Raw genomic sequence first — 23,966 nt, 5'->3', positions numbered from 1 at the left:
CTACCGACGCTTGTGCGGTGTGGTGGGGGTGTTGCAGCCACCGGCAAATCCCCGGCAGCCTGGACGCTGACCCATTTACGCTGTCCCAGCGCCAGGGCGCTACGTTGTGGCCATGCGTGCCATTAGCTGGCGCGCAGCCTTTTCGGGGTTGGGTGCGTTGACCAGCGCCCGCACCACCGCGATAGAGCCCACGCCGGTGCCCAGCACTTCGCCAAACTGATCAGCGCCAATGCCTCCAATGGCCACCAGTGGATAGCCTTGCATCAGGCGCGCATAAGCCGCCAGGCGGCCTATGCCCTGGGGCGCCGTCGCCATTTTTTTGAGCGTCGTGGGAAACACCGCCCCCAAGGCGACATAGCTGGGGCCCACGGCGTCGGCGCGCACCATTTCTGCGTAGCCGTGCGTGCTCACCCCCAGCCGCAGGCCCGAGGCCTGCAGGGCTTGCAACTCGCTGGGTTGCAGGGCGTCGAGGTCTTCCTGCCCGAGGTGGACGCCATAGGCCCCAGCCTCAATGGCCTGGCGCCAATGGTCGTTGATGAACAGCAGCGCCTGCGTGCCTTGCACCGCCTGCACGGCTGCTGTCACCTCGCGCGCCACGGCGGCGCAGTCGTCTGATTTGAAACGCAGCTGCACGGTGGGTACGCCGGCCCGCGCCATGCGCCCCACCCACACCGCATCGGGCAGCACGGCATACAGGCCCAGCTGCTGCGGACAAGACGCAAAGGCGCTACGCCGTGGCGCTGGCTGCAGGCCAAAATCCTGCGGCTCATCAGGCCATGGCGTGGGCGCAAAATGGCCCATGCGCGCGCTGCGTGCCTGCCATGCGTGGGCCACGCACTCTGCATCGTGCGCAATGAACCCGAGTGCGCTGCAAGCCTGAAGCGCAGCCTGGTACACCGGATCTGGCGATGTGGGCGCTGGCGTGGGCTGCGCCGCAAAGCCGGGAAACGCGCTGGCATGGTGCTGCAGGATTTCTTGCAGCATGGCGTGGACATCACTCATGGGCGTCATTCGTGGGCGTGGTGCCAGAAGGGGGTGCCAAGCACGGGGGTGCTGGCCTGGGCGGTGTCCTGGGCTGCCATGGCGCCGGCCTTGCGGGCAGATCGCCCCGCCTGCACCGCGTCGGCAAATGCCCCGGCCATGGTGACGGGGTCTTGCGCCAGTGCAACGGCAGTGTTCAGCAGAACGCCGTCATAACCCCATTCCATGACCTGGCAGGCGTGCGAGGGCAGGCCCAGGCCTGCGTCCACCAGCAGCGGCACATCCAGGCGCTCGCGCAGCAACTGCAGCGCATAGGGGTTGACGGGGCCGCGCCCGGTACCAATGGGTGCAGCCCAGGGCATCACGGCCTGGCAGCCTACGTCCACCAGGCGCTGGCACAGCACGAGGTCTTCGGTGCAATAGGGCAGCACCTGAAAGCCGTCCTTGATGAGTTGCGCGGCAGCTTCCACCAGGTTGAGCGTGTCGGGCTGCAGCGTGTAGTCGTCGCCAATCAGCTCCAGCTTGATCCAGGGGGTGTTGAACACCTCGCGCGCCATATGCGATGTGGTGATGGCCTCTTGCACGCTGTGGCAACCGGCGGTGTTGGGCAGGATGGGCACATTCAGGCGGCGCAGCAGCTCCCAGAAGCTGTTGCCCGCCTCGGCACCAAGGCTGCCTTGGCGGCGCAGCGATGCCGTGAGCATGGCCGGGCGTGCGCGCTGCACTGCGGCTTCCAGCACGCTGGGCGATGGATAGCGTGCCGTGCCCAGCAAAAGGCGGCTGGAAAAAGATTGGCCATAAAGGACCAGCATGTCGTCGGAATTGGAAGAGGTCATGGCATGCGGTGGCATCAGCCACCCGTCACAGGAGAGATGATTTCCACCCGGTCGTCGGCCTGCAGCAGTTGTTCGGCGTAGTGGGTGTTGGGCACAAAAACGGTGTTGACCGCTACCGCGAAGGGCGGACGCGCCGCCACGGCGGCAATGGCATCGGCCAGCGTGGCGCCGTCGGGCAGTTCGTGGGATGTCTGGTTGATCAGAATGTTCATGGCAACGCGCGGCTATCGTCTCCGGTGGGCAGGGCAAGATCAAAGCGGGAGGCCAGCGGCGACTGGCCCGTGGCCATGATCTCCAGCACCACGTCGAGCATGGCCGGGGCGATCATGAAGCCATGGCGGTAAAGGCCGTTCACTTCTAGCACCCGGGGTTGCGATTGGCGCACGGCGGGCAGATTGTCGGGCAATGTGGGTCGGCACTGGGTGGCGATTTCCACAATGCGGGCTTCGGCAAAGCCGCTGTGCACGGCGTAGGCGGCGCTCAGCAGCTCCAGGGTAGACCGCACGCTGGCGGGCGACAGGTCGTCGGATTCGATTTCCGTGGCGCCAATCACAAACAGATGGTCTTCCTTGGGCGCAATGTAGATGGGGTAGCGCGGGTGCACCACCCGGGTGGGGCGCCGCAGTGTGACCTCAGGCGCGTGCAGGCGCACCACTTCGCCCCGCACGCCGCGCAAGTCCCGCCATTGGCCGCGCGCGCCCAGACCGCGGCAGTCGAGCAGCCAGTCGGCCTGCCCGGGTGTGCCGGGCGAAAACTCGCCAGGGTCGCACGGGGTGTGCCAGTGGCAGCGCACCTGCAGGCGATCCATCTCATGGGCCAGGGCGGCCAGCAACTGGCGGTTGTCCAACTGGCCTTCGCCGGGCAGGTACAACCCTTGCATAAAGCGGTGCGCCAGGGTGGGCTCGGCAGCAGCCACACCGGCGCTGTCGAGCACCTGCATTGCGGGCAGATCGGGAATGGTGGTCTGGGTGGTTTCCAGCAGGCGCTGCAGCCGATGGGCTTCGGCGGCGTCCTGGCGGTGCCAGACGATCAGCGTGCCATCTTGCTGAAAGAACACCGGCTGCTCCAGCGCAGCCAGCACCTGGGGCCAGCGCGTGAGGGAGTATTGGCCCATGCGCACCACCCCCGGTTCTGTCACGGCCGACTCGGCCAGCGGGGCCACCATGGCGGCAGCAATGGGCGCCGCGGCATGCTCGGCGGCCGGGCCACCGCTGTCGAAAACTTCGACAGTGTGGCCCTGGCGGGCCAGTTCAACAGCCAGAAGCCGGCCCATCAGGCCGGCACCCAGAATGACAATGGAGGAAGGTTGGAGTTTCATGCGTCCTACTGTGGGCAACAGGAGGACAAAACGGGGCTGTGCCGTTACTGGAAACTCCCCACGCCAGCATGACCTGGATCGGGTAGCGGAGCCCAGCACCCGCAGGTGCTGTAAAAACTTGTCGTTTCGTGGCTCCAGGGTCTTTCTCAGTCGCGCGCCACACTGGCGGGACACCCCTGTTTCGTCCGTAAGCCAGAATTACAGCATATCCCTTTGCGCGTCGGATTGACCTGGCGCATAGGCCATAATTTTTGCCATGACAACTCCAACCAGCTTCGCCTCTCCGCAACCGCGCTATGTGCGCGTGCTGTCCATCGCCGGTTCCGACAGCGGCGGCGGCGCGGGCATCCAGGCCGACCTCAAAACCTTCAGTGCCCTGGGCTGCTACGGCATGACGGCCATCACCGCCATCACCGCGCAGAACACGCTGGGCGTGACGGGCATTCACGGCGTACCGCCCGACATGCTGCGTGCGCAGATCGACGCCGTAGCGCAAGACATCGGCGTGGACTCCGTCAAGATCGGCATGCTGGCGTCACCCGAGGTGGTGCGCGTGGTGGCGCAGGCCATCCGCACCCACCGCCTTCCCCATGTGGTGCTCGACCCGGTGATGGTGGCCACCAGCGGCGACCGGCTGATCGCCAGCGAAACGGTGCAGGTGCTGGTGAACGAGCTCTTTCCGCTGGCCGCCGTGGTCACACCCAATCTTGACGAAGCCGCGCTGCTGCTGGGCCGCGAGATTGAAGGCATCGACGACCTCGACGACGCGGCGCGTGACCTGCTGGCCCTGGGCGCACCCGCTGTGTTGCTCAAGGGCGGGCATCTGAAAGGCGAGCGCGTGGTGGACCTGCTGGCCACGCGGTCGGGCCTGCGCCAGCGCCTTGAAAGCGCCCGCATTACCACGCACAACGGCCATGGCACGGGCTGCACGCTGTCGTCGGCCATCGCCGCATTTTTGGCGCAGGGTCTCCCACTGCCGCAGGCCGTGGAAAAAGCCCGGGCCTACATCCTGGGCGCCATTGCTGCCGGTGCCGATGTGCATACAGGCCAGGGCCACGGGCCACTAAATCATGGTTATGCGCCCATAGTGCAGCGGGTGCTGCAAGATTGAGTTCGAGTCCTGCGTGGCCCGTTAAGAGCTGAAGCGCTAAAGAGGTCCTCAAACCACCTGCGCGAAATTGCTGCGCAAGTAGGCAATGATTTTTTCGGAGTCGTAGAGCCAAAGGCTGTTGCCAGCTTCGTCCGTGATCTTCAGGCAGGGTACCTTGGTGTGGCCACCTTGCTGCGTCAATTCGGCTCTGGCGGGTCCTTCCGGCTGAGCGTCCACCTGGGTGATTTTCAGGGACAGGCGACGCATTTCCTGGCGCACTTTGATGCAAAAAGGGCAGGTCTTGTATTGGTACAGGGCGAGTGCGCGGCACGATTGGTCCACCGAATCTTGTCCGGCAGTGGAACGCACCATGCCCTGGGGACGCGTCAAGGTCTCCTTGAGCTGCATCACAGGGCCCAACACAATGCGCAGGGTCTTGAAAAAGGATCGAACTAAAAATTTCATGGGCCATTTTAGGCAAGCAGAGAGCTGCCCCTTTGTGGGCAGACCATGGGCTGCCCTTGCTCGAGTTCGCTCAGCGCCGAGGGCGCGTTGCGAACGCCAGCACAAAACACAGCACCAACGTGGGCAAAGCGGCGCCCAGCACTGTAGAAACCATGGGCAGCAGGTGGTAGAAAGAAACTCCTGCCAACCAGATGGCAACAGGCAAGGGGTTGACCTTGCGTGCCTGCGCCAGCAATGCGGGCGCATTGGTGCCAAAAGCCAGGCGCCCCAGGATGACGCCGAACAAGGGCACAAACACCGAGCTCAGCAGCAGCAAAAACGGCTCCAGGCTGTGCATGGGCAGCACCAGCGCCAGAGCGGTGCACAACGCTGTCATGGCCAGGCCCCAGCGGCGCACGCTCCAGCGTGGCAGCAGGCTGTGGGCCGATACGGCGCCCGAATAGGTGTCGCCATAGGCGTTGTCCACCTCGTCAATCAGGATCAGCGATAGCGCAATCAACCCGCCCTGGGCCAGCAGCAAGGCCTGCACCAGATCTTTGCTGGGCAAGGTCAGTGCCACCAGCACACCCAGCGCATAGCACCACAGGTTGGCCAGCGCATAGCCCAGCCAGGTGCCGCGCAAGGCCGCGCCGCCGTTTTTGCCGTGGCGGGCGTAATCGGCCACCAGGGGCAGCCACGAGATCGGCATGGCAATCACCAGATCCAGCGCGGGCAGTACGCCCATGCCGCCTTCGCCTTTGCGGTTCCACAGCGCTTCAAAACCCTGGGCCTGCGCCAGCGACAAAAATTGCCAGCTCAGCCACAGAAGCGACACCACCACCAGCGGCAGCGCCACGCGCGCAATCACCTTGCGCACCAGCTGCACCATCGAGCCGCTGATGAGCAGCATCACCACGCCGCCCCAAAGCAGCGTGGCCAGCACAGGCCAGTGCGCGCCTGCCATGGTGGCCGATTGCTGACCGATGGCTACCGTGGCATCGCGCATCACCACCAGCTCAAACGTGCCCCAGCCCATCAGCTGCACGATGTTCAGGATGATGGGAAGCCCCGCAAAGGTGCGGCCATACACCGCATGCATCAGGCCCGCACTGGCCAGCCCGCTGTCGCAGCCCAGCTTGGCCACCCAGCCCAGCAGGCCGGCACCCAGGATGGAGCCCGCCGCGATGGCCCACAGGGCCTCTTGGGTGCCCAGCGCGGGCATCAGGTACGCGCCCACTTGCATCACCAGCAGGCCAACGCCCAGGCTGAACCACAGCGACGCGTGGTCATGCCAGGCAAAGACGCGCCGCTCGCTCGAAACGGGTGTCAGCGCCTCGTTGGCAGATGGGGTGTGGGTGCTCATGCGGGTTCCTTGGCAGTGCGGTGCGTTGCAGCGCAAGGAAGACCCGGGCCAAGCGCGGTCAAGGGCGTGGAATGGCGGACGGGCTTCCCTGCGCGAGGATGATCTCAGTCAGGTTCAAAGGGACTCTCTCAGCCCGTGCAGCGTTGGCGCTGCGGGGCACCCCTAGCGGTGCAGCGCCTTGCGGCGGTGCGGGGCGGATTCTAGCGGGGTGGGGCAGGGCGCAGGCTGGAGTGCAGGGAGACTATCCAGAAATCTCGGTTCCCGAGGCGAACTCATCCGGCCTGCAGAAGGCGCTGCTATCAGGGTCGCGCCCCATCTGCCTGGCGGTGCGGAGTCCGAAAGAGACCCCTTCGAGCCAGAAAACCTCAGGCTGCGTCCGACCGCCGGTCCTGCTCTCTTGCCTGGTAAAAACGACTCTTTTGTGCGTACATCTCCTGATCCGCGCGATGCACCACGGCTTCCATGAACGCTCCTTCCTGAGCGCACGCAGATCCCATGGAAACCTGGATGGTGTGCCCGGGATAGAACTGGTTGTTCAACTCCAGAAGAGACAAAATTCGCTCTTGCATCGCCTGGGCGCCGCGCTCATCCGTTGCGGGTAGCAGCACCATGAATTCATCGCCGCCGATCCGGGCTGCGCAAGCCGGCGCATCCACCGCCTTGGCAAGCACCTCGCCCACGCGGCGCAGCATGGCATCCCCTGCGGCATGGCCGTGCTCGTCATTGACGGTCTTGAGGCCATTCATGTCGATGGCGATCACTGAAAGGGGCCATGGCCCCTTGCGCGACAGGCGGTTCAGCTCTTCCATATAGAAAGCGCGGTTGCGCAACTGGGTCAGCACATCATGCTTGCCCAGGTATTCCAGATAGGCCTCGGCTTTCTTGCGCGCGGTGATGTCCACCAGGGACAGCAGAACCAATCCCCAGTTCTCGGCATGGCTGCTCATGACGGCGAACTCCAGGTGGATGTGCAGTACGTCACCCGAGAGGGCATAGTTCACCACTTCGCGCTGCTGCACCAGCTTGCCTTCCCACAAGTCCTGCAACTGCTCGGCAAAGGATTCGTACATTTCCCCCCGAAAAACCCGTGAGAGGGTCTGCAGCAGTTCTGGCTTGCCGCTTGCGCCAAACATCTCCAAGGTGCGGCGATTGACGTCGATCACGCGGATTTCCTGCATGCAGCGCGTGACGAATTCCGGATGCACTTTCAGAAAGGTTCTGAAGTCGCGGATGCCCCGGGTGCGCACTTCATCGAGCAGTCGCTTCACCTCGCTGAAGTCTTCTACCCAAAGCGATACGGGCGAGTGTTCGAACAGGTCCCGGGTATATCGCTCGCTGCGCTGCAGCTGTTCCGTGCCCCGAACCTCGGTTGTCACATCCTCCAGTGACACCAACACCCGGCTCCAGCTGTCCTCATAGCCGGGAAGCACCCGGGCGCGGACCTGAACATCCAGCCGTCGCCCGTCCAGGGCATAGTTCACTGACCGGGTCTCGAAACCCTGCTGGCCTTCCCACAGCGCAAGTAGCTCTGCCACGATGCTGTCGAGCATGTCCCCACGGAAAACCTCATGCAGCCGACTCTGCAGGGTTTGCTGATCCGCAGCCTTGAACAAGTCGAGGGTGTACTGATTGACCTGCACCACCTTGTAGGACTGGCTGCAGCGTTGCAGCCGCTGCGGATCTTCTTGCAAGAAGGCGAGCAGATCGGTGACGCCGTCCGCACGCCACTGGTCAAACAATTGTTTCAGCCCGCTGTAATCTTCCATCCACAGCGATACAGGGGCAAGGTTGAACATGTCTTCAAAGTCGAGACCTGTTGCAAGAGATTGGGTTAGCACTGACACCTCCAGCGGGCATTATTGCCTACGCCAGTCCCGCAAAATGCGCTCTCTCAACGGGTCACAGGAGATCGAGGCAGCTTCAGCAGCATCGGAGTGATCCGCTGGGTTAGTTCGCCTCGACTCTGAGCAGCTTTTGCAACTTCTCGCTGCTGGTCGTGTACTCCAGCGGCAGCTTGTGCCCCGCCAGCCACTCGGCCGCGCCAAAGGCGGCGAGCGCGGCTTCGTGGAAGCCGCTCAGAATGAGCTTGCGCTTGCCGGGGTAGGTGATGGCGTCGCCCACGGCGTGGATGCCGGGCACGCTGGTGGAGAAGGTGGCGGGGTTGACCACGAGCTGCTTGCGCTCTAGCTGCAGGCCCCATTCGGTGATAGGGCCCAGGCGCGGCACCAGGCCCAGGCGCACCAGCAGCAGGTCGAGCGGAAGGCGCAGCGGCTGGCCCTCGGGCGTGGTCAGCTCCAGCGCGGCCAGGCGCCCCTGTTCTTCGACGATGCCGCTGGCCACGCCGATGGCAACCTCGATGCGGCCCGAGGTGCGCAGGGCTTGCAGTTGCTCCAGCAGTGTGGGCGGGGCGTCGAACACGTCGCGACGGTGCTGCAGGGTGGTGTGTGCGGGGCGCTGCGCCTCGGGGGCGGTGGCGCAGTCAATGGCCTGCTGCACGGCGGGTTCGTCGCCGCCGTGCACCACCACGCGCTGGCCGGCGAGGTTGGTGCTGTCGTCCAGGCGGTAGCGCAGCTGGGTGCCTTCGTAAGCCTCCAGGCCAGGCAGCTTGAGGGCGCGTGGCATGAAGGCACCTACGCCGGCGGCGATGAACACAGTGCGCGCCAACAACCGGGTGCCCTGCGCGGTGCCAACGAGGAAGCCGCCGCCTGGTTGGGTCTGCACGGTGTTCACCTGCTGGCCCAGGTGGAACGTGGGGCCAAAGGGCTTGATCTGCGCGCACAGCCGCTGCACCAGTTCGTGCCCGGTGCAGGCCTCAATGGCGGGAATGTCGTAGATGGGTTTGTCGCCGTACAGCTCGGCGCACTGGCCGCCGGGGTGGGGCAGGGCGTCGATGACGTGGGCGCGCAGGCCGTGCAGGCCCAACTGGAACACCTGGAACAGGCCGACAGGCCCCGCACCGATGACGACGGCGTCAGCGGCGGTGGGGGCCAGGAGGGCAGTGGCGGTGTTCACGGGATGGGGCGCGGGTGTGGGGCTGCGCAGTGCAGGCCCGGGAGGGGCGCCTCGCGCGCAATTAGCGGATCAGGTCCTTGACCTTGCCTGGCTTGCCATTCCACTCGTCGGCGTCGGGCAGGGCGGGCTTGCGCTTGGTAATGCTCTTCCAGCCGTCAGCAAAAGAAAGGTCGGCGTTGAGCTTGATGAACGCGAGCTGGTCTGCCGGCAGGTCTTCTTCGGCAAAGATGGCGTTGGCCGGGCACTCGGGGATGCACACGGCGCAGTCAATGCACTCGTCGGGATCGATGACGAGCATGTTCGGGCCTTCGCGGAAGCAGTCCACGGGGCACACGTCCACACAATCGGTGTACTTGCACTTGATGCAGTTTTCGGAAACGACGTGGGTCATGGCAGGAATTGTGTGGGTCGGTGAAAACCCTTGATTTTAGAAGCTTTCACCGACGAGATTAAAGGGGCCTTGCGGTCAGTGTGGGTTCAGGGGATTGATGCAGGTCAGTTGACCAGCACGGCCCCAGCGGTTTTGTGGCTGGCAGTGTCCACCAGTATCAGTGATCCGAGCACGCGCGCTGTGCCAAATGCAGCCGCGGGAATGGCCTCTTGCAGCAGCAGATCCACATGGCCGATGGCATTGGGATCGAGTTGCGTGGCGGGCTCTTCGGCCAGCGTGTTGATGTTGAGCCGGTGCACCACGGCTTTCACCTTGGCCTTGACCCAGCGGTGGCCATGCAGCGCCCAGTAAACACGGCCCGCCACCAGGGGCTCGTCGTCCATCCAGGCCACGGTGGTGCGCAGCTCGCGGCGGGCGGGCCAGGCGGGCACAGCGGCGGGCGTGTCGAAATCGTCTTCGGCCGGGGCTGCCTCGGTGGGCGCAGCCACGATCCAGTCGCCGCGCGATACATCGACCTCGCGGTCCAGGATGATGCCGGCGCTGGTGCCCGCAGGCACGTCGCCGGGGCGGCGGGCATGGTCGAGCACCTGGGCCACGGTGGCCAACTGGCCGCTGGGGAAAATTTGCACCGGCGTGCCAGGCGCTACGTTGCCTGCTGCCACACGGCCCCAGAACACGCGGCGGCCCTGAGAGGTGTCAGAGGACGAGGACGAGGATTTTTCGACCCACTGCACCGGGAAAGCCAGCGGCAGTGCCGTGTCGGCAGGCGTGTTGGGCAATGCTTCAAGCACCTGCAGCAGCGTGGGGCCTTCGTAGCCGCACCAGCCAGAGTGGGCGTCCACCACGTTCCAGCCCTTGAGGGCAGACACAGGCACAGTGGCGCACACGTCAATGCCTGCGGCTTGGGCAAAACGGGCCAAAGCGCCCTGGATGTGCTTCCAGGCCAGCACCGGGTCTTGCACCGCGTCGAGCTTGTTCACAGCGAACACCAGCGCGTTTACGCGCAGCAAATGGGCCAGCAGGCTGTGGCGGCGGGTTTGCGGCAGCAGGGCGAGGTCGGGGTTTTGCCAGTCGAGCTTGGTGGCATCGACCAGCACCACGGCGGCATCGGCGCTGCTGGCGGCGGTGACCATGTTGCGCGTGTACTGCTCGTGGCCCGGCGCGTCGCCAATGATGAACTTGCGCGTTTCGGTGGCGAAGTAGCGGTAGGCCACGTCGATGGTGATGCCTTGCTCGCGCTCGGCTGAGAGGCCATCAGTCAGCAGGGCCAAGTCGGTCTCGCCGCCGCGCTGCACGCCGGCCAGGTGGTCTTGCAGCACGGCCTTGCTGTCCACCAGCAGGCGGCCAATCAGCGTGCTCTTGCCGTCGTCCACGCTGCCGCAGGTAATGAACTTCAGCGCGGAAATAGGGTCATTTGTGCCGTTTGCGCTTACTGGTATTGCGCCAGCAGCTATTGAATTCATAGTAGTCATCAGAAGTACCCGTCTTTCTTGCGCTTTTCCATCGAGGCGTCGGAGGTCTTGTCGTCCATGCGGGTGGCGCCGCGCTCGCTCACGTCGGCGGCCAGGGTCTCGATCACGATGTCGGCGGCTGTGGCGGCAGGGCTTTCCACCGGGCAGGTGCAGGTGATGTCGCCCACGGTACGAAAGCGCACCTGGCGCGTTTCCACCACTTCACCGTCGCGCGGTGGCGTGAGTTCGGTCACGGGCACGAGCAGGCCCTTGCGTTCGACCACCTGGCGCTGGTGGGTGTAGTAGAGCGACGGCAGGGCAATCTGCTCGCGGTCGATGTATTGCCACACGTCCAGCTCGGTCCAGTTGCTGATGGGGAACACGCGAAAGTGCTCGCCGGGCTGCAGGCGGGTATTGAACAGCGTCCACAGCTCGGGGCGCTGGGCCTTGGGCTGCCATTGGCCGAAGCTGTCGCGGTGGCTGAAGATGCGCTCCTTGGCGCGTGCCTTTTCCTCGTCGCGGCGGGCGCCGCCGATCAACGCGTCAAAGCGGAATTCTTCAATCGCTTCGAGCAACGTGACCGACTGGTGCACGTTGCGCGACTCGCCCGGGTGCGCCAGGCGCACGGTGCCGCGCGCCATCGAATCCTCGACGCTGCGCACGATGAGTTCGGCGCCCAGTTCCTTGGCGCGGAAGTCGCGAAAGTCCGTCACCTCGGGGAAGTTGTGGCCCGTGTCGATCATGAGCAGCGGGTACGGAATGCCGCCGCCGCTGGCTTTGGTGCCAAAGGCCTTTTCGGCGCACTTGAGCATGACCAGCGAATCCTTGCCGCCCGAGAACAGCAGGGCGGGGCGCTCGAAAGCGGCAGCCACCTCGCGCAGGATGAAGATGGTTTCTTCTTCCAGCGCGTCGAGGTGGCGGTTGCTGAGGTGGCTCAGCGTGGAGGTGTCGATACGGGCGTTCATGGGTGAATGTGCTCAGTGGTTCGGTTCAATGTCCGGGACGTATGCAACTGGCGCAGTCCAGGCGAGGGCAGCCGCGCAAGGGCCGCCCCCGCTGCGTTGGCTGCGTCCCCCTGCCCGCATGGCGCAGCCATGCGAGAGCGGGGCGAAGGCGCGAAGCGACTCAGGAGGGTGGTAATTTCAATGCGCCAGGTGCAGGCCGCACTCGCGGTTGTCTTCGCCCTTGGTCGGATCCACGTAGTCGAAGTTGTTGGGCAGGCCGTGCTTCACGCAGTATTCGTGCAGGTCTTTGGATGACCAGTGCAGCAGCGGGGCGACCTTGATCAGGCCATCGGGGTTGATGCTGACGGGGTCCATCTGTGCGCGCACGGCGGTGTCGGTGGCGCGCAGGGCGGTGAACCAGACTTGCGGTGCGGTCTCGCGCAGGGCGCGGGCAAAGGGTTCGAGCTTCACCTCGGCGGTGAAGGCGGCGTGGCGTGGATCATGAAGCGCAGGCGTTGCGCCCTCCACCGCCTCGCGGTGCGCGCGGGAGCGGCGTGGCAGGTAGATCTTGAGGTTCAGCCCCAGCTGTTTCGTCACCTCGTCGGCGAAGCGGTAGGTGGCTTCAGTGTTGTAGCCGTTGTCCATCCAGACCACGGGAACCTGGGGGTTGACGCGCGTCACCAGGTGCAGGATCACGGCCTCGAACGGGCGAAAATTCGTGGTGACGATGGTGGGCTGGCCCAGGCCCACGGCCCACTCCACCAGGGCCGGCGCATCGCGGCCCCAGCGGGCATTGACCTGCGCCAGGTCGAGCTCGCGCACCGCACTCATGCCGCCTCCCGTGCGAAGAGCGGGCGCGGCTCCAGCGCATCGCCCTGGTAGAAGGCGCTGTAGCGCGCAAACTGGCGCTCGGCGGCCGCCAGGTTCTGGCCCTCGGCCAGCACTGCGCTCGTGAAGCCGCTGCGCGCCATCTGCACCAGCTGGTCGATCAGCACATCGCCCGTGGCGCGGAGGTCGCCCGCAAAGCCATGGCGGCGGCGCAGCAGCACGGCCTGGCTGAACGCGCGGCCGTCGGTGAACTTGGGAAAGTGCAGCTCGATGCGCTCCACGCCCTGCAGCGCGCCGCTGGCGACGATGTCCGTCAGTTCGGCGTCGTTGGCGATCTGCAAGGTTTTTTCGGTTTCAGCGCTTGTGGGTAAAGTGCTGGCAGCTATTATTTTCATAGTGATCTGGATTTATTCGGTGATGGCTTCTTCTTGCGCCTGCTTGGGGTGGCGCGCGCCGTTGGCGGCGTCCTTGAACGGGTCGTGGCCGATGCGGCGCAGCGCATCAATGAAGAACTCGCCAGGCTTGCGCAGCGCGCGGAAGGTGGTGAGCACGGCCTCGATCACGTCGGGCACTTCGGAGGCCGTGAACGAGGGTCCGACCACCTTGCCCGCCAGGGCCGGGCCCGACAGGCGCGTGCCGTCGGCACCGCCCAGCGTGATCTGGTACCACTCCTTGCCGTCCTTGTCGACCCCGAGGATGCCGATGTGCCCGCTGTGGTGGTGGCCGCAGCTGTTGATGCAGCCACTCATGTGCAGGTCGATGGGTCCCAGGTCGAAGACTTCGTCGAGGTCCTGGTAACGCTCAGTGATGGCCGCGGCAATGGGCAGGCTGCGCGCATTGGCCAGCGAGCAGAAGTCGCCGCCGGGGCAGGCGATCATGTCGGTCAGCAGGCCGATGTTGGGCTGGGCCAGGTCCAGTTTGCGCGCGGCTTCGTACAGGGCGGGCAGGTCGCTTTCGAACACCCAGGGCAGCAGCAGGTTCTGCTTGTGCGTCAGGCGCGCCTCGCCCGCGCTGAACTGGTCGGCCAGCTGTGCCAGCGCGCCCATCGTGTCGGCGTCGGCATCGCCGGGTGCAAAGCCCACGCGCTTGAACGACAGCGTCACGGCGCGCATGCCGGGCAGGCGGTGGCCGGTGACGTTTTGCTGGAGCCAGCGCTGGTAGAGCTGGCCGTCGGTCTTGACGCTGCTGGGCAGGTTGGCGGGTTTCAACTCGGGAACCACAAAGTTGGCTTGCACGCGGTCCAGTTCGGCCTGGGTGATGGTGTGCGGGGCGCCGTCCTGCTCCACGATAGCCTTGTACTCGGCCTCCACTGCGTCGATGAATTGCTGGCCCTCGGCCTTCACCAGGATCTTGATGCGCGCCTTCCACTTGTTGTCGCGGCGGCCGTAGCCGTTGTAGACGCGGATCACGGCCTCGATGTAGTTGAGCAGCTGGTTCCAGGGCAGAAACTCGCGCACCACGGCGCCGATGATGGGCGTGCGGCCCATGCCACCGCCCACCTTGACGGTAAAGCCCACTTCGCCCGCACTGTTCTTGAGCGCCTGCACGCCGATGTCGTACCAGCCGGTGGCGGCGCGGTCTTCGGCGGAGCCGTTGAACGCGATCTTGAACTTGCGCGGCAGGAACGCGAACTCGGGGTGCAGCGTGCTCCACTGGCGTGCGATCTCGGCGAAGGGGCGCGTATCAACGATGCCGTCTTCCGCAATACCTTCATACGCCTCGGTGGTGATGTTGCGGATGGTGTTGCCGCTGGTCTGGATGCCATGCATGCCCACGCTGGCGAGCAGGTCCATCACGTCGGCGGCCTTGGTGATGGGGATCCAGTTGAACTGCACGTTGGTGCGCGTGGTGAAGTGCCCGTAGCCGTATTGGAGTGGCGCTGCGTGCAGTGTCAGGCCGGGCTGGGCGGCCTGCAGTTCGTCCTGCGTGGCCTGGGCATGGGCCAGCAGCTCGGGTGTGGGCTTGTCGTAGTCACGGGCGATGCGGGCCAGCATGCGCAATTGCGTGCTGCTGATTTCGCCGTAGGGCACGGCAATGCGGGCCATGGGGGCGTAGCGCTGGATGTACCAGCCGTTTTGCAGGCGCAGCGGCAAAAGCTGTTCGTCGGTCAGCTCGCCGCGCTGCCAGCGCTCGAGCTGGTCGCGGAACTGCTGGGCGCGCAGTTGGACGAATTGCTTGTCGAAGTGGGTGTATTGGTACATGGGGCAATGAGCCTCTTAAATCAAAACAAGTTTGGCGCCCGCCCAGGCGAGCAGCACGGAAAGGGCCGAGCGGATCAGGCGCTCGGGGGTGCGGGAAACCAGGCGCGAGCCCAGCCAGATGCCGGGCAGCGAACCGGCCAGCAGTTGCAGCAGCAGCGGCCAATCGACGGAGCCCAGCGACGCATGGCCGAGGCCCGCTACCAGCGTCAGCGGCACGGCGTAGGCAATATCGGCAGCAATGATGCGCGGCAGCGGCAGGTGCGGAAACACCAGCAGCAGCACGGTGACGCCAATGGCCCCCGCGCCCACCGAGGTGAAGGTGACCAGCGTGCCAATCACCGCGCCCAGCAGCACCGGCAGGCTCCAGTGGCGTGGCTCGGCGGCGTTGGCCGCATTGGCGCGGCGGGCAGCCACCTCGGCAGCCTGGCGCTGGGGCGAAAACGCCAGCACCTTGTAGGCCGTGGCTGCGGCCGTGAGCAGCAGGGCAATGCCCAGCGTGCTCGTCATGAGGTGCTGGGCCTGTTCGGTGGCTGGCCCCATGCGGTGCAGCAGCCACAGCGCAGCCAGTGCCGCCGGAATGCTGCCCGCACACAGCAGGCCCACCACGCGCCACGGCACCAGGCGCTGGCGCGCCATGCTCACGGTGCCGCCCATCTTGGTGAAAGCGGCAAACAGCAGGTCGGTGCCAATGGCCAGGTGGGGCTTGACGCCAAAGAAGAAGATGAGCACGGGCGTCATGAGCGAGCCGCCGCCCACACCGGTCAAGCCCACGATGAGCCCGACGGCAAAGCCCGCAAAAACAAACGCCAAATCATGCATGGCTGCGAATGTAGAGGCCCGGCTTATGAAAACAAACGATTGTTTAGTGCTGCCCTTATGCGAATAAGCTTATGCACGAGCTGTGGCGCGGGTTGCGCGGGGTTTGGTGGGGTTTTGTGCCTTGTTCTTTTGCGTCCCAGGCGAGCCGCTACCGTGCAAGCGCCACCCGCTGAACTGGTGGCGTCCCGCTTTCCGCGCGCAGCGCGAAGAAAGGCGGAAAGGCGCGAAACGCCACGGGAGGTTATTTCTCCAGCCGCGCCGTGCCCATGGCGCGCGCCAGACGCGCATCCAGTGGCAGCGGCTCGGCATTCACCAGCGCGGCCAGCAGTTCGCCGCACAGCACGGCCCGCGTGAGCCCGCGCGCGCCCATGGCGGTGCAGACCCACAGGCCGGGCAGGGCCTGGGCATCGACAGGGCCGACGATGGGCAGGCGGTCGGTTGCGGTGCAGCGCACGCTGGCCCAGGCGCGCACTGCGGCAGTATCCGAGGGCGATGTGCTGGCAAACGCCGCCTGCAGCGTGGGCGCCGCGTTGGGCAGCAATTCCTGCAAGCGCCGCCAGTTGGTGGCATGGGCAGCCGCCACTTCGGCGGAGGTGAGCGGCAAGGCGTCCACATCCCGTTCAAAGGTGGAACCCATGTGCCAGGCAAGGCCCGCGTCTCGCTGAACATGGGCGACCAGGCCGCCATTTCCGTTGACCGGAAAAGGGGGCAGGGCAGCAGCCCCCGTGTCTTGCCGACCCCACGACAACTGACCGCGCACGGACTGGAGTGGCAGGGTGGGTGCTGATGAGGCTGCAAGCAACGCATTGCAGGCCGGGCCTGCGGCCAGCACCACGCATTCAGCCTCGGCAATGGTGTGGCCGTGGTCATCCAGTGCCTGCCATATTCCGGTGGCGGTGCTGTCCCCGGTGGCGGCGCTGTCGGTCGCCGGGCTGCGCTGCAGCCGCGCTACCGATTTGCGGGGGCACCACTCGATGCCGGGCTGCGCCAGCAATGCGCGGACCAGGCGCGCGGGTTGCACCCAGCCCGCTTTCGCATGCCAGCAGGCGGGGGTGTCTTGCGCCAGCCCGGCGGCTTGTAGGGTGGGCGCGCTGGCTGCCTGGCTCCAGTCGGCACCAGGGCTTTGTTCCCAGCCTGCGGGCAGGCCCAGGTTCTGCTCGGGCCGACGTTCCAGCACGCCGCAAGGGTTCCAGTCCACACCCTGCTGTAACAGCACCTTCGACTGCTGCAGCATGGCGCGCACGCCACTGCGCGACACGCGCGAGAAAACGTTGTCGTCCGGGGAGAGATGGGGGGCGAACAGACCCACCGGCAGTCCGGAGGCCCCCGCCGCCGGTGCATCGCCCATGTCTAGCACCTGCACCTGCCAGCCGCGCCGCGCCAGGCTGGCTGCCGTGGCGGCGCCCGCCAGACCTGCGCCAATCACCAGGCAGCGGGCAGGTGCAGCGCGCACGGGGCGGGTAGGGGGCGTGCGCGAAGTGCGCGGCTCCCACCGAGGATCGAAGGTGGCTTGCAGGTTGTCGCGCTTGGGCGGCACGCCCGGCACCTTCTCTACATGGAAGCCGCATTGCGTGAGCGCATCGCGCACTGCGCGCGCAATGGTCCAGGTGGCCAGGCGCGTGCCCCGGCGGCAGCAGCGCGCCACGGCCTTGAGCGTGTGCAGGTTCCACAGATCAGGGTTGTGCTGGGGGCTGAATCCGTCCAGGTAAACCGAATCCACGGTCCATTCCTGCTGGCGCAGCACCGTTTGGGCGTCGCCAATGCACAGTGTCAACAGCACGCGCCCGCCATCAAAGGTGAGGCGGTGCACGCCCGGCAACAGCCCCCAGAACTGGTCGTGCAGTTCCTGGGCCAAGGGCGCAAGTTCCGGGTGGGCCGAGGCAGCGCGCAGCAGGTCAGCGGCACTTACAGGCCAGGCCTCTGTCGAGATGAAATGCAGCAGGCGGGGGCGCTGCGCATCGGCCCGCCACGCCGCCCAGGTGACCAGAAAATTCAGCCCGAAGCCGAACCCGGTTTCGAGAATGCGCCACTGGGCACTCCCAGCCCAAGCTGCAGGCAGGCCGCAGCCGTGCAGGAAAACCTGGTGCGCCTGATCCAGCCCACCGTTTTCACTGTGATAACGGTCGCCGAAGCGGGGGCTGTACGGGGTGCCGTCCGGGAGCCAGTCAATGGGTTCGGACATGGGGAGTGATGAAAAAAGACGCAGGTGTCCTGTGGCTCGCAGGCCGAGGCCTGACCGGCACCGTTACCCCATTACCGTTGTGAACGAAACAGCTTATTGCAGCACTCGACTGCATTACGCGCTGGGCGGCACGTAGCCTGCAGCGGCGTGTGCGCCACCGCCAAAGAAATGGTTTTGACGAACCCACTTTTTGCAGCGCTGCACTGCGTTACGCGCTGGGCGGGACGTATCCCGCTGCGGCGTCTGCGCCGCCACCAAAAAAGTGGTTTTCCATCTGTCGGGCGAGGTATTGGCGGGCGCGGGCGTCGGCCAGGTTCAGGCGGTTTTCATTGACCAGCATGGTCTGGTGCTTGATCCAGTCCGCCCACGCCTGCTTGCTCACGTTTTCCCAGATGCGTTTACCCAGTTCGCCAGGGTAGGGAGGAAAGTCGAGACCTTCGGCTTCCTTGCCGAGCTTGATGCATTGAACGGTGCGTGCCATGGGATTTCCTTGTGTGATGTGCGAGCAAAAGGGTTGCTCAGATGATTTGGGTATAAAGAACTGAAATCTTAGTCGTTCCAGTTTTGAAGATGGCCTTCCAGAATGCGTTTCATCGGTGTTTTGCACCGCAACCCATTCATAAAAGAGGCTTTCAATGAACTTTCGCCGCAACTTTATCAAGTTTCCCTTCGCCGTCGCCCTGGCTGGCAGTTTGGCCCTGACAGCATTGCCGTCGTTTGCACAGTCTGTGACGCTGCTCAATGTGTCATACGACCCCACCCGGGAGTTGTATGTGGAATTCAACCAGGCCTTTGCCAAATATTGGAAGGGCAAGACCGGCCAGGACGTGACCATCAAGCAAAGCCACGGCGGCTCGGGCAAGCAGGCGCGCTCCATCATCGACGGGCTGGACGCCGATGTGGCCACCCTGGCGCTGGCGGGCGACACCGATGCACTGCACAACAATGGCGGCTGGGTTCCGAAAGACTGGCAAAAGCGTCTGCCGCACAACAGCTCGCCCTACACCTCCACCATCGTGCTGGTGGTGCGCCAGGGCAACCCAAAGGGCATTAAGGACTGGGATGACCTGGTGCGCGCCGATGTGAAAGTGATCACCCCCAACCCCAAGACTTCGGGCGGTGCGCGCTGGAACTACCTTGCGGCGTGGGAATTCGCCAAGCGCAAGTTCGGCAGCGATGCACAGGCCAAGGATTTTGTTGCCGAGCTGTACGGCAACGTGCCCGTGCTCGACACCGGCGCGCGCGGCTCCACCATTACCTTTGCACAGCGCAACCAGGGCGACGTGCTGATCGCCTGGGAAAACGAGGCCTACCTGCTCGAAAAGGAATTTGGCACCAAGTTCGATGTGATTGCGCCCTCGATTTCCATCCTCGCCGAGCCTGCCGTCACGGTGGTGGACAAGAACGTGGACAAGAAGGGCACGCGCGCCGTGGCCGAGGAGTACCTGAAGTTCCTCTACACCGAAGAGGGCCAGGACATCGCCGGCAAGAATTTCTACCGTCCGGCCGTGTCCGATAAGGCCAAGGCCAAGTACGCCAAACAGTTCCCCAAGCTGAACCTGTTCACTATTGATGCCGCTTTTGGTGGCTGGAACAAGGCGGCCAAGGACCACTTTGCGGACAACGCGAGCTTCGACCAGATCTATTCGCGCAAGTAAGCCGCCGCCCCATGACTCCCCGGTCGGCCTGGCCGCAGGTGCCACGGCTGGGCACGGCGCTGTGGTGCGAACGAGTTGAGGATATTAAGCGAAAAAGGCCTTTAGCCCTTGTCGGTAAAGCGGTAGAAGCTATAAAAATAATAGCAATTCGTAGCGCTGATCAATGGCTGCGCGCAAAACGCCTCTGCATCCAGTTGCTTCGTATTAAACGGCCAAGTCCGTAACGCGGCCGGGCGCGCGAGGCGCCGCTCAGAGTTTCATACCTGGCGGGTTGGCTGGTGGGTGCGGGGGGGCAAAGAGGTCCCAGCTGGCGATGAACAAGGCGGCAATCGCCGGGCCGATGACAAAACCGGTCAGCCCGAACATGGCCATGCCGCCCAGCGTGGAAATCAGCACCACGTAGTCCGGCATCTTGGTGTCCTTGCCTACGAGTATGGGCCGCAGGACGTTGTCCACGAGTCCGATCACGCCAACGCCATACAGCGTGAGCACCACGCTCTGCCACACGGCGCCGGTGGCCAGAAAGTAGAGTGCCACCGGCCCCCACACCAGTCCGGCGCCCACTGCGGGCAGCAGCGACAAAAACGCCATGGCCACACCCCAGAGTACGGGGCCCTGAATGCCCAGAATCCAGAAAATCAGGCCCCCCAGCGCACCCTGTGAGGCCGCCACCACGATGTTGCCCTTGACGGTCGCGCGGATGACGGTGGTGAACTTGCTGGACAGCTGGTGCTTGTGTTCTTGGGCCAGGGGGATCGCGTTTCCGATGCGTGTTGCCAGCGCCGCGCCGTCGCGCAGCAAAAAGAACAGCAGGTACAGCATGATGCCAAAGCTCACCACGAACTCCAGGGTGTTTTGCCCGATGTTCAATGCCTTGGTGGCGACAAACTGGCTGGCCTGTACCGCCACAGACGACAGCTTTTGCTGCAGCTCGTCCAGGGTTGTGAGGTGAAAGCGGTCCAGCAGGCTGGCGGCCCAGGCCGGCAGGGCGGCAATGATCTGCTGCAGATACTGGCCAAAGTTCAGCTCGCCTGATTTCATGCGGTCGTAGATGCCTGTGGCTTCCTGTGCCAGGGACAGCATGATCAGGGTCATGGGCAAAATGACGATCAGCATGCACAGCGCCAAAGTGGCAAGGGCCGCGCGGTTGGGGCTGCGTGGCATGCGGTGCAGCAGCCTGCGGTGCAGGGGCGCAAACAGGATGGCCAGCACCAGTCCCCAGAACACCGCGCCATGAAACTGCCAAAGGATGGCCCCGAAGGCGACTGTGACCAGCGTCAAGAGAATCAGGAACACGCGGTTCTGAAAGGGTGAGGGTGGCATGGAGGTGCAGTGGCAGTGGAATGCCCGGACTGTACGCGAGTGAATAGCCTCCAACCCGCTGCGGTGTCTGCGGGTGGGTAACCCCGGGGGGCGCCGGCTGGAGCGTCTGACGGTTCGATGGCACAATACCGCTCGTACAAAGGCCCTTCCCCAGCCACAGTCGCATCCGCAAATCGGTCCAGCCGTGTCGCGGAAGGTTTCTCAACCAGCTAATGCTTCCCCAAGGGAAGCGGAGGTCAGCGGAATATGAGCGATACGACATCCGTCTATCAAGCCTACCAAGGCAACACCTACCTCTTCGGCGGCAATGCGCCCTATGTCGAAGAGATGTATGAAAACTATCTTGCCAACCCTGGCAGCGTGCCCGACACGTGGCGCGATTATTTTGATGCGTTGCAGCATGTTCCCGCTGTCGACGGATCCAATGCCAAGGACGTTCCGCACCTTCCCGTGATCAATGCCTTTGCCGAGCGCGCAAAGCAAGGCGGCACCAAGGTGGTGGTTGCCAGCAACGATGCCGAGATGGGCCGCAAGCGCACCGCCGTGCAGCAGCTGATTGCCGCCTACCGCAACGTGGGCCAGCGCTGGGCCGATCTGGACCCCCTCAAGCGCACCGAGCGCCCCGCCATTCCCGAGCTGGAGCCCTCGTTTTACGACTTCACCGATGCAGACCAGGAAACGGTCTTCAACATCAGCAACACCTTCTTCGGCAAGGACACCATGTCCCTGCGCGAATTGCTCAACGCACTGCGTGAAACCTACTGCGGCACCCTCGGTGCCGAGTTCATGTACACCAGTGACCAGGCGCAAAAGCGCTGGTGGCAGCAAAAGCTGGAAAGCATTCGCAGCAAGCCCCAGTTCAATGCCGACAAGAAACGCCAGATCCTTGACCGCCTGACGGCCGCCGAAGGCCTGGAGCGCTTTCTGCACACCAAGTACGTTGGCCAAAAGCGCTTCTCGCTGGAAGGCGGTGAGAGTTTCATCGCCGCGATGGACGAGTTGATCCAGTCGGCCGGCGCCAAGGGCGTGCAGGAAATCGTCATCGGCATGGCCCACCGCGGCCGCCTGAACGTGCTGGTGAACTCGCTGGGCAAGATGCCCAAGGATCTGTTTGCCGAATTCGACCACACGGCGCCTGAAGACCTGCCCGCCGGCGATGTGAAGTACCACCAGGGTTTCAGTTCTGACGTGTCCACTGCGGGCGGCCCCGTGCATTTGTCGCTGGCCTTCAATCCCTCGCACCTTGAAATCGTGAACCCGGTGGTGGAAGGCTCGGTGCGCGCCCGCATGGACCGCCGTGACGACCCCAAGGGCAGCCAGGTGCTGCCGGTGCTGGTGCATGGCGATGCGGCCTTTGGTGGCCAGGGCGTCAACCAGGAAACCCTGGCGCTGGCCCAGACCCGTGGCTACACCACGGGCGGCACGGTGCACATCATCATCAACAACCAGATCGGCTTCACCACATCGGATCCGCGCGACATGCGCTCCACCGTGTATTGCACCGACATCGTGAAGATGGTCGAAGCCCCGGTGCTGCACGTCAACGGTGACGATCCTGAAGCCGTCGTGCTGGCCACTCAACTGGCGCTGGAATTCCGCATGGAGTTCCGCCAGGACGTGGTGGTGGACATCACCTGTTTCCGCAAGCTGGGCCACAACGAGCAGGACACTCCCATGCTCACGCAGCCTCTGATGTACAAGAAGATCGCCGCCCACCCCGGCACGCGCAAGCTGTACGCCGACAAGCTGGCCGCGCAAGGCCTGGGCGAAACGCTGGGCGATGACATGGTCAAGGCCTACCGTGCCGCCATGGATGCCGGCAAGCACACGGTTGATCCTGTGCTGACCAACTTCAAGAGCAAGTACGCCGTGGACTGGAGCCCGTTCCTGGGCAAGAAGTGGACCGACGCTGGCGACACCGCGATCCCGCTGACCGAATGGAAGCGCCTGTCCGAAAAGCTCACCACCATTCCCGAAACCGTCACGCCGCACCAGCTCGTCAAGAAGGTCTATGACGACCGCGCTGCCATGGGCCGTGGCGACACCCCCGTGGACTGGGGCATGGGTGAGCACATGGCTTTTGCGTCGCTGGTGGCCAGCGGCTACCCGGTGCGTCTGTCGGGCGAGGACTGCGGCCGTGGCACGTTTACGCACCGCCATGCCGTGATTCATGACCAGAAACGTGAGAAGTGGGACACCGGAACCTACGTGCCGCTGCAGAACGTTGCAGAAAACCAGGCACCGTTCGTCGTGATTGACTCCATCCTTTCCGAAGAAGCCGTACTGGGCTTCGAGTATGGCTATGCGGGCTCCGACCCCAACACGCTCGTCATCTGGGAAGCCCAGTTTGGCGACTTCGCCAACGGCGCACAGGTCGTGATCGACCAGTTCATCGCCTCCGGTGAGGTGAAGTGGGGCCGTGCCAATGGCCTGACGCTCATGCTGCCGCACGGCTACGAAGGCCAGGGCCCAGAGCACAGCTCTGCCCGCCTGGAGCGCTTCATGCAGCTGGCGGCAGATGCCAACATGCAGATCGTGCAGCCCACCACGGCCAGCCAGATCTTCCATGTGCTGCGCCGCCAGATGGTGCGTGACCTGCGCAAGCCGCTGATCATCTTCACCCCCAAGTCGCTGCTGCGCAACAAGGATGCCACCTCGCCGCTGTCCGAGTTCACCAAGGGCAACTTCCAGACGGTGATTCCCGAGCAGAACGAGGCCATCGACAAGAAGGCCGACAAGGTCAAGCGCGTGATTGCCTGCTCTGGCAAGGTCTATTACGACCTGGTGAAGAAGCGCACCGAGAACGAGGCCAACGACGTGGCGATCATCCGTGTCGAGCAGGTCTATCCGTTCCCGCACAAGGCATTTGCCGCCGCGATCAAGAAGTACCCCAACGCCGTGGACATCGTCTGGTGCCAGGATGAGCCGCAAAACCAGGGCGCATGGTTCTTCATCCAGCACAACATCCACGAAAACATGCTCGATGGCCAGAAGCTGGGCTACTCCGGCCGCGCGGCGTCTGCTTCGCCTGCCGTGGGTTATTCGCACCTGCACCAGGAACAGCAAAAGGCGCTGGTGGACGGCGCGTTTGCCAAGCTCAAGGGTTTTGTCCTGACCAAGTAAGG

At 64.4% G+C, this 23,966-nt stretch carries 21 protein-coding genes and 1 riboswitch; of the genes, 3 read left to right on the top strand and 18 right to left on the bottom strand.

The features are described 5' to 3' along the window. Window positions 1–99: 99 nt before the first annotated feature. Genes K226_RS0113250 through K226_RS0113235 form a run of 4 tightly spaced genes read right to left on the bottom strand, consistent with a single transcriptional unit; the run spans window position 100 to window position 3,135 of the window. Entirely contained in the window at window positions 100–1,002 is a 903-nt protein-coding gene (locus K226_RS0113250) for a thiamine phosphate synthase (protein WP_024815274.1), read from the bottom strand. A 5-nt stretch (window positions 1,003–1,007) separates the two neighbouring features. Then, window positions 1,008–1,817, bottom strand: coding sequence for a thiazole synthase (locus tag K226_RS0113245; protein ID WP_024815273.1), 810 nt, complete (start codon window positions 1,815–1,817; stop codon window positions 1,008–1,010). 14 nt (window positions 1,818–1,831) lie between these two features. Continuing rightward, on the bottom strand, window positions 1,832–2,029 hold the full coding sequence (thiS, locus tag K226_RS0113240) for a sulfur carrier protein ThiS (protein WP_024815272.1): 198 nt from the start codon (window positions 2,027–2,029) through the stop codon (window positions 1,832–1,834). Then, window positions 2,026–3,135 carry an FAD-dependent oxidoreductase gene (locus K226_RS0113235; protein ID WP_024815271.1) on the bottom strand — a complete coding sequence of 370 codons (1,110 nt, stop codon included), beginning with the start codon at window positions 3,133–3,135 and terminating at the stop codon, window positions 2,026–2,028. Before K226_RS0113235 ends, thiS begins: the two co-directional genes overlap by 4 nt. A 256-nt stretch (window positions 3,136–3,391) precedes the next feature. On the opposite strand from K226_RS0113235, the gene thiD reads away from it, so the two are divergent. Then, complete coding sequence (thiD, locus tag K226_RS0113230; RefSeq protein ID WP_202899888.1) at window positions 3,392–4,246, top strand: bifunctional hydroxymethylpyrimidine kinase/phosphomethylpyrimidine kinase; 855 nt, start codon at window positions 3,392–3,394, stop codon at window positions 4,244–4,246. A 48-nt stretch (window positions 4,247–4,294) separates the two neighbouring features. On the opposite strand, the gene K226_RS0113225 is transcribed toward thiD, so the two are convergent. The 13 genes from K226_RS0113225 to K226_RS0113165 all read right to left on the bottom strand — a co-directional run bounded on the left by K226_RS0113225 (window position 4,295) and on the right by K226_RS0113165 (window position 18,341). Next, entirely contained in the window at window positions 4,295–4,690 is a 396-nt protein-coding gene (locus K226_RS0113225; protein WP_024815269.1) for a glutathione S-transferase N-terminal domain-containing protein, read from the bottom strand. 70 nt (window positions 4,691–4,760) lie between these two features. Further along, window positions 4,761–6,032, bottom strand: a complete 1,272-nt coding sequence (locus K226_RS0113220) for a cytosine permease (protein ID WP_024815268.1) — start codon at window positions 6,030–6,032, stop codon at window positions 4,761–4,763. A 68-nt stretch (window positions 6,033–6,100) separates the two neighbouring features. Next, window positions 6,101–6,206: riboswitch (TPP riboswitch) on the bottom strand. Window positions 6,207–6,397: 191 nt separating this feature from the next. Then, window positions 6,398–7,828 carry a GGDEF domain-containing protein gene (locus K226_RS0113215; protein WP_035241063.1) on the bottom strand — a complete coding sequence of 477 codons (1,431 nt, stop codon included), beginning with the start codon at window positions 7,826–7,828 and terminating at the stop codon, window positions 6,398–6,400. A 151-nt stretch (window positions 7,829–7,979) separates the two neighbouring features. Beyond that, window positions 7,980–9,044, bottom strand: coding sequence for an NAD(P)/FAD-dependent oxidoreductase (locus K226_RS0113210; RefSeq protein WP_024815266.1), 1,065 nt, complete (start codon window positions 9,042–9,044; stop codon window positions 7,980–7,982). A gap of 61 nt (window positions 9,045–9,105) precedes the next feature. Then, window positions 9,106–9,435, bottom strand: a complete 330-nt coding sequence (fdxA, locus tag K226_RS0113205) for a ferredoxin FdxA (protein WP_024815265.1) — start codon at window positions 9,433–9,435, stop codon at window positions 9,106–9,108. A gap of 104 nt (window positions 9,436–9,539) precedes the next feature. After that, a complete protein-coding gene (locus K226_RS0113200; protein WP_024815264.1) occupies window positions 9,540–10,907 on the bottom strand; it encodes a sulfate adenylyltransferase subunit 1 in 1,368 nt (455 codons plus the stop codon). Next, window positions 10,907–11,851 (bottom strand): sulfate adenylyltransferase subunit CysD, encoded by a 945-nt coding sequence (cysD, locus tag K226_RS0113195; RefSeq protein WP_024815263.1) that lies wholly within the window; start codon window positions 11,849–11,851, stop codon window positions 10,907–10,909. The genes K226_RS0113200 and cysD overlap by 1 nt, the downstream gene beginning before the upstream one ends. A 177-nt stretch (window positions 11,852–12,028) precedes the next feature. Further along, a complete protein-coding gene (locus K226_RS0113190; protein ID WP_024815262.1) occupies window positions 12,029–12,661 on the bottom strand; it encodes a phosphoadenosine phosphosulfate reductase family protein in 633 nt (210 codons plus the stop codon). Then, complete coding sequence (locus K226_RS0113185; protein WP_024815261.1) at window positions 12,658–13,053, bottom strand: DUF934 domain-containing protein; 396 nt, start codon at window positions 13,051–13,053, stop codon at window positions 12,658–12,660. The genes K226_RS0113190 and K226_RS0113185 overlap by 4 nt, the downstream gene beginning before the upstream one ends. A gap of 12 nt (window positions 13,054–13,065) precedes the next feature. Then, window positions 13,066–14,859 carry a nitrite/sulfite reductase gene (locus tag K226_RS0113180; protein ID WP_024815260.1) on the bottom strand — a complete coding sequence of 598 codons (1,794 nt, stop codon included), beginning with the start codon at window positions 14,857–14,859 and terminating at the stop codon, window positions 13,066–13,068. A 15-nt stretch (window positions 14,860–14,874) separates the two neighbouring features. Next, window positions 14,875–15,678: a sulfite exporter TauE/SafE family protein gene (locus K226_RS0113175; RefSeq protein WP_024815259.1), complete on the bottom strand. Its 804-nt coding sequence runs from the start codon at window positions 15,676–15,678 to the stop codon at window positions 14,875–14,877. Window positions 15,679–15,919: 241 nt separating this feature from the next. Further along, window positions 15,920–17,860 carry an FAD-dependent 5-carboxymethylaminomethyl-2-thiouridine(34) oxidoreductase MnmC gene (gene mnmC, locus K226_RS0113170; protein ID WP_024815258.1) on the bottom strand — a complete coding sequence of 647 codons (1,941 nt, stop codon included), beginning with the start codon at window positions 17,858–17,860 and terminating at the stop codon, window positions 15,920–15,922. A 208-nt stretch (window positions 17,861–18,068) separates the two neighbouring features. Beyond that, a complete protein-coding gene (locus K226_RS0113165) occupies window positions 18,069–18,341 on the bottom strand; it encodes an oxidative damage protection protein (protein ID WP_005799545.1) in 273 nt (90 codons plus the stop codon). A 154-nt stretch (window positions 18,342–18,495) separates the two neighbouring features. Between K226_RS0113165 and K226_RS0113160 the strand changes: the two genes are divergently transcribed. After that, window positions 18,496–19,518, top strand: coding sequence for a sulfate ABC transporter substrate-binding protein (locus K226_RS0113160; RefSeq protein WP_024815257.1), 1,023 nt, complete (start codon window positions 18,496–18,498; stop codon window positions 19,516–19,518). 249 nt (window positions 19,519–19,767) lie between these two features. Here the strand turns inward: K226_RS0113160 and K226_RS0113155 are convergent, their stop codons facing one another. Then, window positions 19,768–20,841 (bottom strand): AI-2E family transporter, encoded by a 1,074-nt coding sequence (locus K226_RS0113155; protein ID WP_024815256.1) that lies wholly within the window; start codon window positions 20,839–20,841, stop codon window positions 19,768–19,770. Between the two features lie 246 nt (window positions 20,842–21,087). Between K226_RS0113155 and K226_RS0113150 the strand changes: the two genes are divergently transcribed. Beyond that, window positions 21,088–23,964, top strand: coding sequence for a 2-oxoglutarate dehydrogenase E1 component (locus K226_RS0113150; RefSeq protein WP_024815255.1), 2,877 nt, complete (start codon window positions 21,088–21,090; stop codon window positions 23,962–23,964). The last annotated feature ends 2 nt before the right edge of the window (window positions 23,965–23,966 follow it).

The sequence above is a fragment of the Acidovorax sp. JHL-3 genome (assembly GCF_000526295.1).
GTDB classification, from domain to species: Bacteria; Pseudomonadota; Gammaproteobacteria; order Burkholderiales; family Burkholderiaceae_C; genus Acidovorax; species Acidovorax defluvii.
Note: the sequence above shows the minus strand (reverse complement) of the source record. Positions and strands in the feature narration are given on the sequence as shown.